The 14,449-nt window shown below is 73.6% G+C and carries 13 protein-coding genes; 9 read left to right on the forward strand and 4 right to left on the reverse strand.

Annotation, left to right across the window (positions count from 1 at the left end; genetic code table 11):
- Positions 1 to 27: 27 nt before the first annotated feature.
- The 4 genes from recF to dnaA form a co-directional block, all read right to left on the reverse strand.
- Entirely contained in the window at positions 28 to 1,215 is a 1,188-nt protein-coding gene (gene recF / locus ND486_RS06970; protein WP_251783309.1) for a DNA replication/repair protein RecF, read from the reverse strand.
- Positions 1,216 to 1,251: 36 nt separating this feature from the next.
- On the reverse strand, positions 1,252 to 2,196 hold the full coding sequence (gnd, locus tag ND486_RS06975; protein ID WP_308215818.1) for a phosphogluconate dehydrogenase (NAD(+)-dependent, decarboxylating): 945 nt from the start codon (positions 2,194 to 2,196) through the stop codon (positions 1,252 to 1,254).
- 116 nt (positions 2,197 to 2,312) lie between these two features.
- Positions 2,313 to 3,467, reverse strand: coding sequence for a DNA polymerase III subunit beta (gene dnaN, locus ND486_RS06980; protein WP_020628488.1), 1,155 nt, complete (start codon positions 3,465 to 3,467; stop codon positions 2,313 to 2,315).
- Positions 3,468 to 4,510: 1,043 nt separating this feature from the next.
- Positions 4,511 to 6,274 (reverse strand): chromosomal replication initiator protein DnaA, encoded by a 1,764-nt coding sequence (dnaA, locus tag ND486_RS06985; RefSeq protein ID WP_251783311.1) that lies wholly within the window; start codon positions 6,272 to 6,274, stop codon positions 4,511 to 4,513.
- Between the two features lie 507 nt (positions 6,275 to 6,781).
- Between dnaA and rpmH the strand changes: the two genes are divergently transcribed.
- The 9 genes from rpmH to ND486_RS07030 all read left to right on the forward strand — a co-directional run bounded on the left by rpmH (position 6,782) and on the right by ND486_RS07030 (position 14,437).
- Positions 6,782 to 6,919, forward strand: coding sequence for a 50S ribosomal protein L34 (gene rpmH, locus ND486_RS06990; RefSeq protein WP_020622600.1), 138 nt, complete (start codon positions 6,782 to 6,784; stop codon positions 6,917 to 6,919).
- Positions 6,920 to 6,946: 27 nt separating this feature from the next.
- Positions 6,947 to 7,333: a ribonuclease P protein component gene (rnpA, locus tag ND486_RS06995; protein WP_208820459.1), complete on the forward strand. Its 387-nt coding sequence runs from the start codon at positions 6,947 to 6,949 to the stop codon at positions 7,331 to 7,333.
- A 41-nt stretch (positions 7,334 to 7,374) separates the two neighbouring features.
- Positions 7,375 to 7,740 (forward strand): membrane protein insertion efficiency factor YidD, encoded by a 366-nt coding sequence (gene yidD / locus ND486_RS07000; protein ID WP_308215819.1) that lies wholly within the window; start codon positions 7,375 to 7,377, stop codon positions 7,738 to 7,740.
- A 40-nt stretch (positions 7,741 to 7,780) separates the two neighbouring features.
- Positions 7,781 to 8,926, forward strand: a complete 1,146-nt coding sequence (gene yidC, locus ND486_RS07005; protein WP_208820463.1) for a membrane protein insertase YidC — start codon at positions 7,781 to 7,783, stop codon at positions 8,924 to 8,926.
- Positions 8,927 to 9,080: 154 nt separating this feature from the next.
- Entirely contained in the window at positions 9,081 to 9,572 is a 492-nt protein-coding gene (locus tag ND486_RS07010; protein WP_145983423.1) for a R3H domain-containing nucleic acid-binding protein, read from the forward strand.
- Positions 9,569 to 10,243, forward strand: a complete 675-nt coding sequence (gene rsmG, locus ND486_RS07015) for a 16S rRNA (guanine(527)-N(7))-methyltransferase RsmG (protein ID WP_062399027.1) — start codon at positions 9,569 to 9,571, stop codon at positions 10,241 to 10,243. The genes ND486_RS07010 and rsmG overlap by 4 nt, the downstream gene beginning before the upstream one ends.
- 70 nt (positions 10,244 to 10,313) lie before the next feature.
- Positions 10,314 to 11,207 carry a ParA family protein gene (locus ND486_RS07020; RefSeq protein WP_060713924.1) on the forward strand — a complete coding sequence of 298 codons (894 nt, stop codon included), beginning with the start codon at positions 10,314 to 10,316 and terminating at the stop codon, positions 11,205 to 11,207.
- Position 11,208: 1 nt separating this feature from the next.
- Entirely contained in the window at positions 11,209 to 12,180 is a 972-nt protein-coding gene (locus tag ND486_RS07025; protein WP_208820465.1) for a ParB/RepB/Spo0J family partition protein, read from the forward strand.
- A gap of 1,318 nt (positions 12,181 to 13,498) precedes the next feature.
- Positions 13,499 to 14,437 (forward strand): aminoglycoside phosphotransferase family protein, encoded by a 939-nt coding sequence (locus tag ND486_RS07030; RefSeq protein ID WP_251783312.1) that lies wholly within the window; start codon positions 13,499 to 13,501, stop codon positions 14,435 to 14,437.
- Positions 14,438 to 14,449 lie beyond the last annotated feature (12 nt).

A 14,449-nucleotide genomic window follows, 5' to 3' on the forward strand; every position in this document is an offset into this window, starting at 1 on the left:
TGACACGTTCGAGACCTGCCGGGGCGATCACGCGGGCACCTCGCCGTCGCGGCTCACCTTCCGGTCGCCGACGGCGAACCGGACCCCGTCGAGCTCCGCGGGCACGTCCTCGGCCACCGCGGCGGTCACCAGGACCTGCTCCGCGTCGGCCACCAGGCCGGCCAGCGCGCGGCGGCGGGCCGAGTCCAGCTCGGCGAAGACGTCGTCCAGCACGAGGACCGGCTCGACGTCGTCGGCGTGCAGCAGGCGGTAGGACGCCAGCCGCAGCGCCAGCGCGAACGCCCAGGACTCGCCGTGGCTGGCGTAGCCCTTCGCCGGTCCCTCGCCGAGGGCGAGGTCCAGCTCGTCGCGGTGCGGGCCGACCAGGCAGACCCCGCGTTCGACCTCCTGGGACCGCACCTCGGCCAGCCGGTCGAGCAGCAGCGACTCCAGGTCCCCGGTCGACGACGGCAGCTCCGCGACCCCCGCCGTCCCGAGGCTGGACCGGTAGTCCAGGCCGATCGGGTCCGACGACGGCGCGATCGCCGCGAACGCCTCGCGGGCGTAGGGCGCCAGCGCGACGACGAGCTCGCGCCGCCCGGCCAGCAGCGCCGCGCCGGTACGGGCGAGATGCCCGTCCCAGACCTCCAGCGTCGCCAGGTCGTCGGGCAGCTCCGGGTCCGCGGCCACCGGCGCCCGGGACCGGCCACGGGCTCCGCGCAGTGCCGGCTTCGCGGACTTCAGCAGGGCCGAGCGCTGGCGCAGGACCTTGTCGTAGTCGGCGCGGACGCCGGCGTAGCGCGGGAACCGCGCGACGAGCAGCTCGTCGAGGAAACGCCGGCGCTCCGACGGGTCGCCCCGCACCAGGGCCAGGTCCTCCGGCGCGAACAGCACGCTGCGCAGGATCCCCAGGATGTCGCGCGGCCGCGAGACCGGTGAGCGGTTGACCCGCGCCCGGTTCTGCCTCCCGTTGTTGATCTCCAGCTCGACGCCGAGCTTCCGGCCGTGGTGGTGCACCTCGCCGCGGACGACGGCCTGCTCGGCCCCGCGCCGGATCAGCGGCGCGTCGGCGGAGACCCGGTGTGAGCCGAGGGTGGCGAGGTAGCCGATCCCCTCGACCAGGTTGGTCTTGCCGACGCCGTTGGACCCGACCAGCACGGTCACGCCGGGGTCGAGCTCCAGCTCGGCCTCCGGCCAGGACCGGAAGTCGGTGACCGAGAACCGCCTGAGGTACACCGCCTGGTCACCCTTCCCGTCCGGCTCGGTGCCGGGTCACTGCTGCGTCGAACCGCCGCCGGACGACGGTCCCGCCTTGTCGCCCGGGGCACCGGCCGGCCCGGACTTCTTCACCGCGTGCCCACCGAACTGCTGGCGCAGCGCGGCGACGGCCTTCATCGCGGGCGACTCGGCCTGCCGGGAGGAGAACCGGGCGAACAGCGCCGCGGAGATGACCGGCAGCGGCACCGCGTGCGCGATGGCCTCCTCGATCGTCCAGCGGCCCTCGCCGGAGTCGTCCACCCAGCCCTCGAGCTGGTCGAGACGGGGGTCCTCCTTGAGCGCGTCGACCAGCAGGTCGAGCAGCCAGGAACGGACCACGGTGCCGCGCGACCAGGCCTGGATCACCCCGGGCACGTCGGTGATCAGCTCGCTGGCCTCCATCAGCTCGAAGCCCTCGGCGTAGGCCTGCATGAGGCCGTACTCGATGCCGTTGTGGACCATCTTCGCGAAGTGGCCCGCACCCACCGGCCCGGCGTGCGCGAACCCCTCCTCGCGCATGCCCTCGGGGCGCAGCGCGTCGAAGATCGGCATGGCGCGCTCGATGTGCTCGGGCTCGCCGCCCGCCATCAGGCCGTAGCCGTTGTCCTTGCCCCAGATCCCGCCGGAGACGCCGCAGTCGACGTAGCCGATGCCGTGCGCGTCGAGCAGCGCGGCGTTGGGCTGGTCGTCGGTGTAGCGGGAGTTGCCGCCGTCGATGACCAGGTCACCGGGCTCCAGCGTCGTCGCCAGCGTGGCGACGGTGTTCCGGGTCGGCTCGCCGGAGGGCACCATGACCCACACGACGCGCGGCGCGGCCAGCGCACCCGCGAGCTCCGCGAGCGAGGCCACGTCGCTGACCTCCGGGCGGGGGTCGTAGCCGACCACCTCGTGCCCGGCGGCCCGCAGCCGCTCCCGCATGTTGCCGCCCATGCGGCCGAGTCCGATCATGCCGATCTGCACGGCAGTGGCCCCCTTCGCGTCCGTGCCGCCGGCATGCCCGCAGGGCACCGGTGGCCCTCGTCGATCACACCGCGGACGAGTCTTCCCCCTCGCCGGGACGACCGCCCGGCGGGGGGTCAGCCGGGCAGCCGCACCGGCATCAGCAGGTGCAGGTAGCCGGACTTCTCCGGCGACGGCGCCTCGCCGGCGTCGTCGGTGGCGGGCTTGGGCACCGGGCGGACCAGCGCGGGCCGGTTCGGCGTGGTGAACGTCAGCTGGGCGCGGTCGGTGTGCAGCGCGCCGAGGGCGTCGAGCAGGTAGCCCGGGTTGAACGCGATCGTCAGCGGGCTGCCGTCGAGCGCGCAGGGCAGCTCCTCCTCGGCGGACCCGACGTCGTCGCCGCCGGCGGCCAGGCGCAGCCCGTCCTCGCCGAACTCCATCCGGATCTGGGCGACCCGGTCCGCGACGAGCGAGACACGCTTGATCGCCTCGACCAGCAGCGCCACGTCGAGCTCGACCGCGGTGGTGTGCTCGGCCGGGATGAGCTGGCGGAAGCGGGGGAACTCGGCGTCGAGCAGCCGGCTGGTGGAGCGGCGGCCGCCACCGGTGAGCCCGAGCATCCCGTCCCCGGCCGACAGCGCGATCTCCACGGTGCCGGACCCGGCGAGGGTCTTGGCGACCTCGGCCAGGGTCTTGGCCGGGATCAGCACCGCGGTCGAGATCGAGGCGTCCTCCGGGGACCACTCGAGCTCGCGGACGGCGAGCCGGAACCGGTCGGTGGCCGCGAGCGTCAGCTGCGAGCCCTCGATCTCGAGCCGGATACCGGTCAGCATCGGCAGCGTGTCGTCCCGCCCGGACGCGACGGCGACCTGGGCGACGGCGGCGGCGAGCGCGTCGGCGGCGACCGACCCGGCGCGCTGCGGCATGTCGGGCAGCTGCGGGTAGTCCTCGACCGGCATCGTCGGGAGGCTGAACCGGGAGTTGCCGCAGTTGATCGTGGCGCGGGAGCCGTCGACGGTCAGGTCGACCGGCTTGGACGGGAGCGCGCGGGTGATGTCGGCCAGCAGCCGACCGGAGACGAGCGTGCGGCCCGGCTCCCCGACCGTCGCGTCGAGCTCGACGCGCGCCGAGGTCTCGTAGTCGAAGCCGGAGACGGTCAGCTTCTCGCCGGACTCGCCGTCGGACTGGATGAGGACCCCGCCGAGCACGGGCACCGGCGGACGAGCCGGGAGGCTGCGCGCCACCCAGGCGGCCGCGTCCGCGAGGACGTCGCGTTCGACCCGGAACTTCATCTGGAGACCTTCCCCGGTAGCGCCCGGCTCGGACCACGGCGCGGGGCCGGGTCGTCGACGGGACGGCGGTGCGGCGGCGGACCGGTTCGTCCTCCGGGTCCGGCCGGCGCCGTGGCCCGGAGGGGGCTGCGGAGCGGAGTGGCCGGAACGGGATCGGAAGCCGGGGTTCGCCGGGACGCTCACGGTAGAGCCTCGCCCCGACAGTTTCCACGCCACCCCGGTGCCCGTTCGGTGTCCCCGTCCGTGACCCCCGTCCGGGGGTCGGTCCACACAGGTGTTCTTAGGAAGAAGAGATAGAGAGAGACAAACCGTCGTAGTACTAAGTCCTGTGCACAGTGTGGATGGAGCGCATCCCCGCTGGTCAGCAGGCCGCGTCGGCTGGGGATGCGGCGGTGGGGGCACCCGTTGACAGGTCCGTGGAGCGGTGGACCGACGGCGTCGACCCCCATCCGTCCCCGGTTCATCCCGGGTTCACCACAGAGTTGTCCACGGATCCCGGGCGATCCGTCCACGGGGCTGCGACGATCCATCCACAGAGTTGTCCCCAGATGTGGGTGGAAACGTGGTGGATCGTGGACCCAGGGTGATGGCGGGCACAGACCGTTCGGCACTCCCGCGTTGCACGATGAACCCACAGACGTCCCACCCGTCACAGGAATGTCGACGGAGCGTGACCGGCGGGTGAGCGCAAGCGATCACCGGGACGAGTGGTGAAGCGCCGAGCGCCCACTACCGGACGACGAACGGGAGTGGTGGGACCGACACGCGGGTGTTGCCACGCCGGACCCGATCGGTACCACGCCGGACGGTCCCGGTGTCCCGGCCGTCCGCGGCGGCGGGGGTGCCGATCACCCGGGGACGGCCCGCAACGCGCCGCAGCGGCGATCTGGGGGCCGTGGCCCCTGTGGGTTGCACCGGATCGGTCCCGGTGCGCGCGGTGACCGCCGGGAACGCGTCCTGCCTGGTCACGGTGGGGCCGGCCGGGCTGTGGAGAAGCGGTGCGACCGGTGGACAACCCGCCTCGGGCGGGCCACCGGAGAAGGTCAGTGCCGGGCGCGCAGCTTGATCCGCGCGGTCAGCTCCTGCACCTGTTCGAAGGTCTTCCGCCGGAGCGAGATCTCGTTGCGGATCTTCTTGTCGGCGTGCATGACGGTCGTGTGGTCCCGGCCGCCGAAGGTCTGCCCGATGCGCGGCAGCGACAGGTCGGTCAGCTCGCGGCACAGGTACATGGCGATCTGGCGGGCCTGGGCGAGCGCCTTCGTCTTGCCGGGCCCGGACAGCTCGTCGAGCGTGAGGCCGAAGAACTCGGCGGTGACCGCCATGATCGTCGGCGCGGTGATCTCCGAGGCCGCGGAGTCCGGGATCAGGTCGCGCAGCACGATCTCGGCGAGCTGGGTGTCGACGGCCTGCCGGTTCAGCGACGCGAACGCCGTGACCCGGATCAGCGCGCCCTCGAGCTCGCGGATGTTGCGCTCGATCCGCTCCGCGATGAACTCCAGGACCTCACCGGGGACGGCGAGCCGGTCCTGCGCGGCCTTCTTCCGCAGGATCGCGATCCGCGTCTCCAGCTCGGGCGGCTGGATGTCGGTGATGAGGCCCCACTCGAACCGCGTGCGCATCCGGTCCTCGAGCGTCTCGAGGCGCTTGGGCGGCCGGTCGGAGGAGACGACGATCTGCTTGTTGGCGTTGTGGAGGGTGTTGAAGGTGTGGAAGAACTCCTCCTGCGTCCCCTCCTTGCCCTCCAGGAACTGGATGTCGTCGACCAGCAGCACGTCGACGTCCCGGTAGCGGCGCTGGAAGGCGACCTTGCGGTCGTCGCGCAGGGAGTTGATGAAGTCGTTCGTGAACTCCTCGGTACTGACGTACCGGACCCGCATCCCGGGGAACAGCCGCTGGGCGTAGTGCCCGACGGCGTGCAGCAGGTGGGTCTTGCCCAGCCCGGACTCGCCCCAGATGAACAGCGGGTTGTACGCCCGCGCCGGCGCCTCGGCCACCGCGACGGCGGCGGCGTGGCTGAACCGGTTCGAGGCACCGATGACGAAGGTGTCGAAGGTGTAGCGCTCGTTGAGCCGGGTCTGCGACCGCGGCGCGACCGGGTCGCCCGCCTGCGGCGCGGTGTAGGCCGGCCACGAGGTCTGGCCCTCGCGCGAGCCCGGCTCCGGGCGCCCGGTGGGCTGCGGCGCCCACCCCCCGGACGACGATGGCGCCGGCTCGGCCGACCAGCCGCGGTCGGTGCCGGAGGGGCCGCCGTCGTCGCGGCGGACCTCGCCGGCGAAGCCGTTGCCGAACCCGCCGTCGACGCCCGCCTGCGGCCCGGTGTCCGGGCCGGTGCCGTCGGTCGGGGCGTGCTCGCGCGCGGGGCGGTCGTGTGCGGGACGGGCGCCGTGGTCCCCGTCGGCCGACGCGGCCGGGTCGGCGCCGGCCCGGTCACCGGTGCCGGTGTCGCGGACGCTGTCCCCCGCGGTGACGCCGCGGTGCATGCCGAACCCGGGCGGGTCGGGGACCTCGGTGCCGCCGGACGCCGCGGAGGCGTCGACGACGACGGCGAGGTTGACCGCCACACCGAGGTGGCGGCCGAGGGCGTCGCTGATCGGCCTGCGCAGGATCCGCTCGATGGCGTCCTTCGCGAACTCGCTCGGCGCGGCGAGCAGTGCGGTGCCGTCGAGCAGGCCGAGGGGACGGGTCAGGCGCAGGAACGCACGCTGCTGCGGGGAGAGGGCGGGTGTGCCGGACTCGGCCGACGCGCCGGAGAGATCGGCGATGACCCGGTTCCAGACCGCGCCGAGATCGCCCGGCTGGTCGGTCATCCGCGTTTCCCCCTCCCGATCGACCGCCGTCGGCGGTCTGCTCCCCCCGGAGCACTGGCGATGAGCCGTCCGGACACGAGGACTCGGCCTCGGGGGCGATGTATCCCCAGAGTTGTCCACACTTGTGCGTAAAGGTACGCAGCAGGCTCCGGCCGGTGCGCATCGGGGCGCCGGCCGTCGGTCGTGTGGAGGTCTCGGTCGGGGTGCGGGCGGTCGTTACTCCCGCGCCGGTCCCGGGCGGGGTCGGCGACGCTAGCAGCAGCCGTCGTGGCGGCCGTCCGGCGGGGTCGCGGCGCCCGGTGGGGGCGGTTTGACCCCCTCGAAACGCGCTGCGTACCCTTGACGACCGGACACCTGGTCGGATGGGCGTGTCGCGCCCGTCGAACGCGGCTCCCCGCATCTGCTGTTGTGGAGCGTCGTGTGGCCGGTGGCCCGCGAACCCGAGCCAGTGACCGTAGACATCTCGGCGTCGCAGGACGCCTGCGAACCGCCGACCAGGAGCCGACCGTGAGCAAGCGTACTTTCCAGCCGAACAACCGCCGCCGGGCCAAGACGCACGGCTTCCGGCTGCGCATGCGCACCCGCGCCGGCCGCGCGATCCTCGCCGCGCGCCGTCGCAAGGGGCGCGGCAACCTCTCGGCCTGACGGCCGGCGCCCCCACCGGCCCGCGCCGTGCTGCCGGCACACGCCCGGCTCACCCGCCGGCCCGAGTTCGCCTCGACGATCAGGCGCGGACGACGTGCCGGCCGGTCGAGGCTGGTGGTGCATCTCGACCTGACCCGCCCCGGCGGTGTGCCCGAGCACGCCTCGCCGAGGGCGGGTTTCGTCGTGAGCAAGGCCGTCGGCAACGCCGTGGTCCGGCACCGGGTCTCCCGGCGGCTGCGCCACCTGGTCGCGGACCGGCTGACGGCGCTGCCCGCCGGCGCGGCACTCGTCGTCCGTGCGTTGCCGCCCGCCGGTGACGCCTCGTCCGCCGAGCTGGCGGCCGACCTCGACTCCGCACTGCGCGCGGCGCAGCGGCCGCGCCGTCCGCGCCCGGCCGCGGACGGCCCGCGATGAGCACGGCACACGACGCGGCCCCGACGGGTGAGGAGGCTCCGATGGACGACGGAGAGCTCCCCCGCGCACGGCCCGGTGTCGGCGCGCGGGCCGCGATGGCCGCGGTGCGCTGGTACCAGGTGTGGATCTCCCCGAACCTGATGCCGAGCTGCCGGTTCCACCCGAGCTGCAGCGCGTACTCGGTCGAGGCGTTCCGTGAGCACGGCTTCGTGCGCGGTCTCGGCCTCACCGTGTGGCGGTTGCTGAAGTGTGCCCCGTGGCACCCTGGCGGGTGGGATCCGGTGCCGCCGCGCCGGCGGCGCAGCGACGGGGTCCCGCGCAGCGGCACCGAACCCGACCCCGGGCCGGAGCAGACGTCCACCGACCCGCCCCGGACCGAAGGCCTCTCACGCGGTACGGACCGCTGACCCGCGGGCCCCGCCCGAGACCACGAGGAGCAACGCAGCAGTGCTGGACTTCATCTACTACCCCGTCAGCTGGATCATGTGGGTCTGGCACAAGGTCTTCGGCTTCGTCCTGGGCGACGACAACGGGTTCGCCTGGGCGCTGTCGGTCGTCTTCCTCGTCTTCACGCTGCGCGTCATCCTCTACAAGCCGTTCGTCGTGCAGGTCCGCTCCATGCGCAAGATGCAGGAGATGGCCCCGGAGATGCAGAAGCTCCGGAAGAAGTACGCCAACGACCGCCAGAAGCTCGCCACGGAGATGCAGAAGCTCCAGCAGCAGAACGGCGCCAACCCGCTCATGGGCTGCCTGCCGATCCTGGTGCAGATCCCGGTGTTCATCGGTCTGTTCCACGTGCTGCGCGAGTTCAAGCCGGGCAAGACCGAGAACTACGTCTTCAACGCGGCCGAGAACGCCTCGTTCGTCGACTCGAGCCTGTTCGGCGCGAAGCTGGGCTCGGCGATCTTCCCGCTGCAGAACACCGCCTCGGTCGAGGCGCTCGGCGGCAACCTGGTCTCGCAGTGGATCGTGATGATCCCGCTGATGATCGCGGCCGGCATCTTCACACACATCACCGCGCGCCACTCGGTCGCCCGCCAGCAGGCGCAGATCGCCGCCGGCACCGTCGCGGCGAACCCGCAGGCCGAGATCATGCAGAAGCTGATGCTCTACGTGTTCCCGATCGGTGTCGTCGTCGGTGCGCCGTTCCTGCCGCTCGCGGTCCTCTTCTACTGGGTCGCCAACAACCTGTGGACCCTCGGCCAGCAGTACGTCGTCTACCGCAAGATCGACGCCGAGGAGTCGGACAAGGCCGAGAAGGCCACCGAGTCCGCCAAGGCCCGCGCCCCGCGCCCCGGCCAGAAGCCGCTCCGCGACGTCCGTCGCGGCTCCGCCGAGGACGTCCGTGAGATCGCCGACGAGCCGATCCAGCCGGCCGAGGAGGAGGCTGCCGAGGCGGCGTCCGAGGCCCGTGCCACCGGGTCCGACGGTGCCTCCGCCGGCACCGGCGCGACCCCCGACGGGCAGCGCAACGGCACGGCCCGCAACGGGAACGGCAACGGTTCCGGTAACGGCAACGGCCAGAAGAAGCCCGGGGCGAAGCCGGTGCAGAAGCGTCCGGGGGCGAAGGCCCGGCGCGGCAAGCGTCGCTGACCGTCCCACCGCACCACCCCGACAGACCCCGGCGCCCCCGCCGGCCCCGGCGGACCCCACCGCCGCGCGGGCCCGGGCGCGACGGACCGCGAACCGTTGACGAGAGGAGTTGCGCGTGCCCACCACCGCCAAGGAGCCCGCCGAGGGTCCGGACGTGCAGGACAAGCCGTCCGGCGAGAGCCTGCTGATCCAGGAGGGCGACGTCGCAGGTGACTACCTGGAGCGCCTGCTGGACATCCTGGACTACGACGGCGACATCGACCTCGACGTCGAGGGCGGCCGCGCCATCGTCAGCATCGAGGGCGCCGAGGACGACGCCGACCTGCAGAAGCTCGTCGGCGACAAGGGCTCGGTGCTGGAGAGCCTGCAGGAGCTGGCCCGCCTGGCCGTCCAGCAGCAGCTGGGCAGCCGCAGCCGGCTGATGCTCGACATCGCGGGGTGGCGGCGGCACCGCCGCGACGAGCTCACCGAGCTCGGCCTGGAGACCGCCCAGGAGGTCAAGGCCAGCGGCGAGTCCGCGCGGCTGCGCCCGATGACGCCGTTCGAGCGCAAGGTCGTGCACGACGCCGTCGCCACCGTGAAGGGCGTCGTCTCCGAGAGCGAGGGCGAGGAGCCGCGTCGCCAGGTCGTGGTCCACAAGAAGTGACCACCTCCCCCATCCCGACCCCGGAGGTCGCGGAGAAGGTCTTCGGCGACCGGACCGGGCTGGCCGTCCGCTACGTCGAGCACCTCGCGACCTCCGGGATCGAGCGCGGGCTGATCGGCCCGCGCGAGCGGGACCGGCTGTGGGACCGGCACGTGCTGAACTGCGCGGTCCTCGGCGAGGTCGTGCCCGCCGACGCCCGGGTCGCCGACGTCGGCTCCGGCGCCGGGCTCCCCGGGATCCCGCTCGCCCTGGCCCGGCCGGACCTGCGGATCGTGCTGATCGAGCCGCTGGCCCGCCGGGTGGAGTGGCTCGACGAGGTGCTGGGCGACCTCGGCCTGGACATCGTCGTCGAACGGGGGCGTGCCGAGGAGAAGCCCGTTCTGCGACGATGGGAGGGGGCCGACGTCGTCACCGCCCGGGCTGTCGGACCGCTGGCCCGGCTCGCGGGCATCTGCCTGCCCCTGCTGCGGCAGGGGGGTGCGATGCTGGTGCTGAAGGGCGCCTCCGCCCCGGACGAGATCGCCCGCGACGCCGCGGCGGTCCGTGCGCTCGGAGGGGGCGAGCCCCGGATCCACGAGACCGGAGCCGGTGTGGTCGATCCGCTGACCACGGTGGTCGAGATCCCGCGGACCGGCGCGCCCCGCCGCAACCGGAGGAAGGAACGGCGATGATGGGTGCCGGAGCGCCGTTTCACGTGAAACACCGACCGGGCACGAACCGTCCAGGAAGCGAGGGTCGCGCATGAGTGCCGGATGGACCCCCATCGCGGACGAGGCCGAGCGGGCCGCACGCGTCCTGCACCCCGACCGGCACGGCATGCCCCGCCCGGCCGCGCGCCGCATCATGGGCGTCGCGAACCAGAAGGGCGGGGTCGGGAAGACGACCAGCACGGTCAACCTCGCCGCGGGCCTGGCCCTGCACGGCATCCGGGTGCTGGTGATCGACCTCGACCCGCAGGGCAACGCGTCCACCGCACTCGGCGTCGAGCACCGCACCGGCACACCGTCGGTGTACGAGGTGATGCTCGGCGAGATCCCCCTCGAGGAGGCCGTCGCGGTCAGCACCGCGTCGCCGAACCTGCTCTGCCTGCCCGCCACGATCGACCTGGCCGGCGCCGAGATCGAGCTCGTCAGCATGGTCGCCCGGGAGTCCCGGCTGGCCCAGGCGCTGAACGACGAGACGCTGTCCCGGCTCGACGTCGACTACGTGCTCATCGACTGCCCGCCGTCGCTGGGGCTGCTGACGGTCAACGCGCTCGTCGCGGCGTCCGAGGTGCTCATCCCGATCCAGTGCGAGTACTACGCGCTGGAGGGGCTCGGGCAGCTGCTGTCCAACATCGACCTCGTCCGGTCGCACCTGAACACCTCGCTGCACGTGTCGACCATCCTGCTGACCATGTACGACGGCCGCACCAAGCTCGCCGATCAGGTCACCTCCGAGGTCCGCCAGCACTTCGGCCCGACGGCGCTGCGCACGGTCATCCCGCGCAGCGTGAAGGTCTCCGAGGCCCCCGGCTACAGCCAGACCGTGCTCGCCTACGACCCCGGCTCCCGCGGCGCGATGAGCTACATCGACGCGGCCCGGGAGATCGCCGAGCACGGGGCGAGCGGCGCCTACCGCCCGGACGGTCGCTGAGATGGCCGAGCGCAAGGGTGGACTGGGGCGCGGTCTCGCCGCGCTCATCCCCACCGGCCCGTCGGAGTCCGGTGACCGGCCCGGGAACAACGGACCCGGCGCACCCCTGCACCGCCCGGCTCCGGCCGTCCGGCGCGACGACCACGACCCCGAGACCCCGGTCGTCGACGGCGGCGCGGAGTACCGCGAGATCCCGCTGCGGCGGATCGTGCCCAACCCCAAGCAGCCGCGGACCCAGTTCGACGACGACCAGCTCGCCGAGCTGGAGCACTCGATCCGCGAGTTCGGGCTGCTGCAGCCGATCGTGGTCCGCCGGGCCGGTGTCGACTACGAGCTGATCATGGGCGAGCGCCGGTGGCGCGCGGCCCAGCGCGCCGGGCTGGAGACGCTGCCCGCGATCGTCCGGCACACCGCCGACGACGTGATGCTCCGCGACGCGCTCCTGGAGAACATCCACCGCGTCCAGCTCAACCCCCTCGAGGAGGCGGCCGCCTACGAGCAGCTGCTCGCCGAGTTCGGCGTCACGCACTCCGAGCTCGCCGACCGGCTCGGCCGCAGCCGGCCCGTCGTCACCAACATGATCCGGCTGCTGAAGCTGCCGGTGTCGGTGCAGCGCCGGGTCGCCGCCGGCGTGCTGTCGGCCGGGCACGCGCGCGCCCTGCTCGGTCTCGAGGACGCCGGGCAGCAGGAGGATCTCGCCACCCGCATCGTCGCGGAGGGCATGTCCGTCCGCGCGACCGAGGAGGCCGTCGTGCTGGCGCGGCACGCGGGACCTCCGCAGGAACGCCGGGTCCGCCGTCGCGGCGATCAGCGCCCGGAGTTCGTCGAGCGCGCCGACCGGCTGGCCGACATGTTCGACACCCGGGTGAAGGTCGAGATGGGTCAGCGCAAGGGCCGCATCGTCGTCGAGTTCGGATCGGTGGAGGACCTCGACCGGATCACCGGGCTGATGGGGATCAGCGAGCGCGACTGACCGGACACCACTCCCCTTCCCCGACGGCCGTCGTCCCCGTGGACGGCGGCCGTCGGTCTGCCCGGGCACCGGGGTGGCTGCGTGGTGTGGGGCGCTGGACGGCTTCTGAGGGCGCCCTGAGACGGCCTCTGGGACGTCCGACGGGTGCTGGGTTGATGGGGAGGCGGGCGTGGGTCTCAGGAGTCGTGTGGGACCGCTGAGCCGCCGGACGTGCCCGATTGGTCGCTTTTCCCGGCTACTTTGTGGTCGCCGAGGTGTGCACCGCCCGGAACCCGCCTGATCAGTCGTACGTATGTCTGAACTCGACGCATCGATGGTGGTCATGCGTGGTCCGGCTCGTGGTGGGTCCCGGGCAAGGGTCGTACGGAGTGCCGGGCTCGGTCGGTGAGCGGGACGGGGCGTCCGCCCCGGGGTTGCGTGGTTCGTGTGCGGCTGGGGTCCGCGGCACTCTCCCGCGGTCTCGGTACGGCATGTGATCGGGTCAGCGGCGGGGCGGCGGCGATGTTTCACGTGGAACAGCGACGGAGGCCGTGGCAGCCTCCGGCAGCGCGTCGGGCTCGGTCTCGTGAGCGGTGACCTGCGGACGCCGCAGCCCCGGGGTGGTCCGCCCACGCTGCGGGACCTGCCGCGTCGCTATCCCGTACGCGCCGCACGGACACGGCGACCGGGTCGAGGTCTCGTCCCGCCGAGGGCGGCCTGGGCGGTGCGGACCTCGTCGCCCGGCGGGACGGAGGAGCTCGTCGCCGCGTACCGGGTGCGGGCGACGCCGATCCGTGCGCCTCCGCGGCGCAGAGGGCTCGTCCGCCCGAGGTGGCAGCCGGACGCACCGGTGGGATCGCCGCACCTCGGCATTCCCGGTGGAGCCCGACCGGTGTCGCCGTCCGGCGACCGTGCCGGGGACGGCCGGCCCGGATGCGCCGACCCGGTGGGCGGCGGCCGGCATCCGGGACGACCGCGCGTGCTGCGGCGTGGAAGCCGGTCACCACGTCCGGCCCGCAGGCCCCGGGTCCACCGATGCCCGGACCGCCGGCGCCCGGCCCAGGAGTGCCCACCCGGGAGTGCCCGGCCCGGGAGCGCGCGGCGGCCTGCGAGTGCTCGGCGCGGGAGTGCTCTGCCCGTCGGCCCGGTTCCGGACGCGGAACCGCGCGTGGACCGGACGGTGCGGGATCGGACGGTGCAGGGTGGGATCGGACCGGCCGACGCAGTAGGCGGGGTGACCCACTGCAGCAGACTCGGGCGCACACCGAGCGGCTCCGACCCCGCCCGCCCGACCGATCCGCCCGGCGTCGCGTGCGTGTGCTTCACGTGGAACACCCCGATGCCCCAGGATGACCCGGTGCTCACCGACGCCGAGCTCGCCGCTCGCACCGACCGCGCCGTCGACACCGCGGTGTCCGCCGCGCGGGACCACGGCTACCGCCCCGGCACACCCCGCGTCCTGCACGACCTGTTCTCGGTCGTCGTCGCACTGGAGCCGGAGCCGGTCGTGGTGCGGGTCCCCACCGTCCTCCCGCCCGGCCTCGATCCGGCGGGACAGGCGGAGCAGCAGCGGCGCGAGATCGCGGTCTGCCGGTGGCTGTCGGACGCCGGGCACCCCGTGGTCCGGCCCGCACACCCGGAGCGACCCGTCGCCGCCGGGGGCCTGTCCGTCACCTTCTGGGAGCGCCTGACCGTCGTCCCGGACGGCCCGCCCGACGCCGGTGCGAGCGGCGCGACGCTCGCCCGGCTGCACACCGCGCTACGACCGTGTCCGGTCGAGCTGGACTGGATGCACCCACTCGACGACTCCGTCACGGCGATGCTCGACGCGCTGCGGCACGACACCACCCACGTCTCCCCCACCGACCGCGACCGCGCGCTGCGGGAGTGGGCGGCGATCCTCCCGGTGCTCGGCGACGAGGCGGGCTGCGCCGACCGGTTCCCCGGCACGCGCCCACAGCCGGTGCACGGGGACTCGCCGGCGTACAACGTCCTGCGGACCCCGGACGGTCCGTACGACGCCGACCTCGAGCACGTCTGCGTCGGACCGGTCGAGTGGGACCTGACCTTCGCCGGCCCGGAGGTCGTCGCCGCCTACGAGCGGGCGGCCGGCCGTCCCGTCGACGCCGAGCTGCTCGCCCTCTGCGAGGCGGCCCGGCTGGTGCAGCTCGTCGCTTGCTTCGCGATGGTCCCGCAGCAGCCGGGTCTCGGGGACGGGATGAGCCCGCTCCTGGAGCTGTGGCGGGCCTCCGAACCCTGCGGCGGCGTGCTCGGCTGATGTTCCACGTGG

The organism is Pseudonocardia sp. DR1-2, from assembly GCF_023717215.1.
GTDB classification, from domain to species: domain Bacteria; phylum Actinomycetota; class Actinomycetes; order Mycobacteriales; family Pseudonocardiaceae; genus Pseudonocardia; species Pseudonocardia alni.

Coding starts and splice junctions, on each gene's coding strand:
- yidD (WP_308215819.1), top strand. CDS start 7,375: ATGGACGACGGAGAGCTCCCCCGCGCACGGCCCGGTGTCGGCGCGCGG.
- ND486_RS07030 (WP_251783312.1), top strand. CDS start 13,499: ATGCCCCAGGATGACCCGGTGCTCACCGACGCCGAGCTCGCCGCTCGC.
- ND486_RS07025 (WP_208820465.1), top strand. CDS start 11,209: ATGGCCGAGCGCAAGGGTGGACTGGGGCGCGGTCTCGCCGCGCTCATC.
- dnaN (WP_020628488.1), bottom strand. CDS start 3,467: ATGAAGTTCCGGGTCGAACGCGACGTCCTCGCGGACGCGGCCGCCTGG.
- dnaA (WP_251783311.1), bottom strand. CDS start 6,274: ATGACCGACCAGCCGGGCGATCTCGGCGCGGTCTGGAACCGGGTCATC.
- ND486_RS07020 (WP_060713924.1), top strand. CDS start 10,314: ATGAGTGCCGGATGGACCCCCATCGCGGACGAGGCCGAGCGGGCCGCA.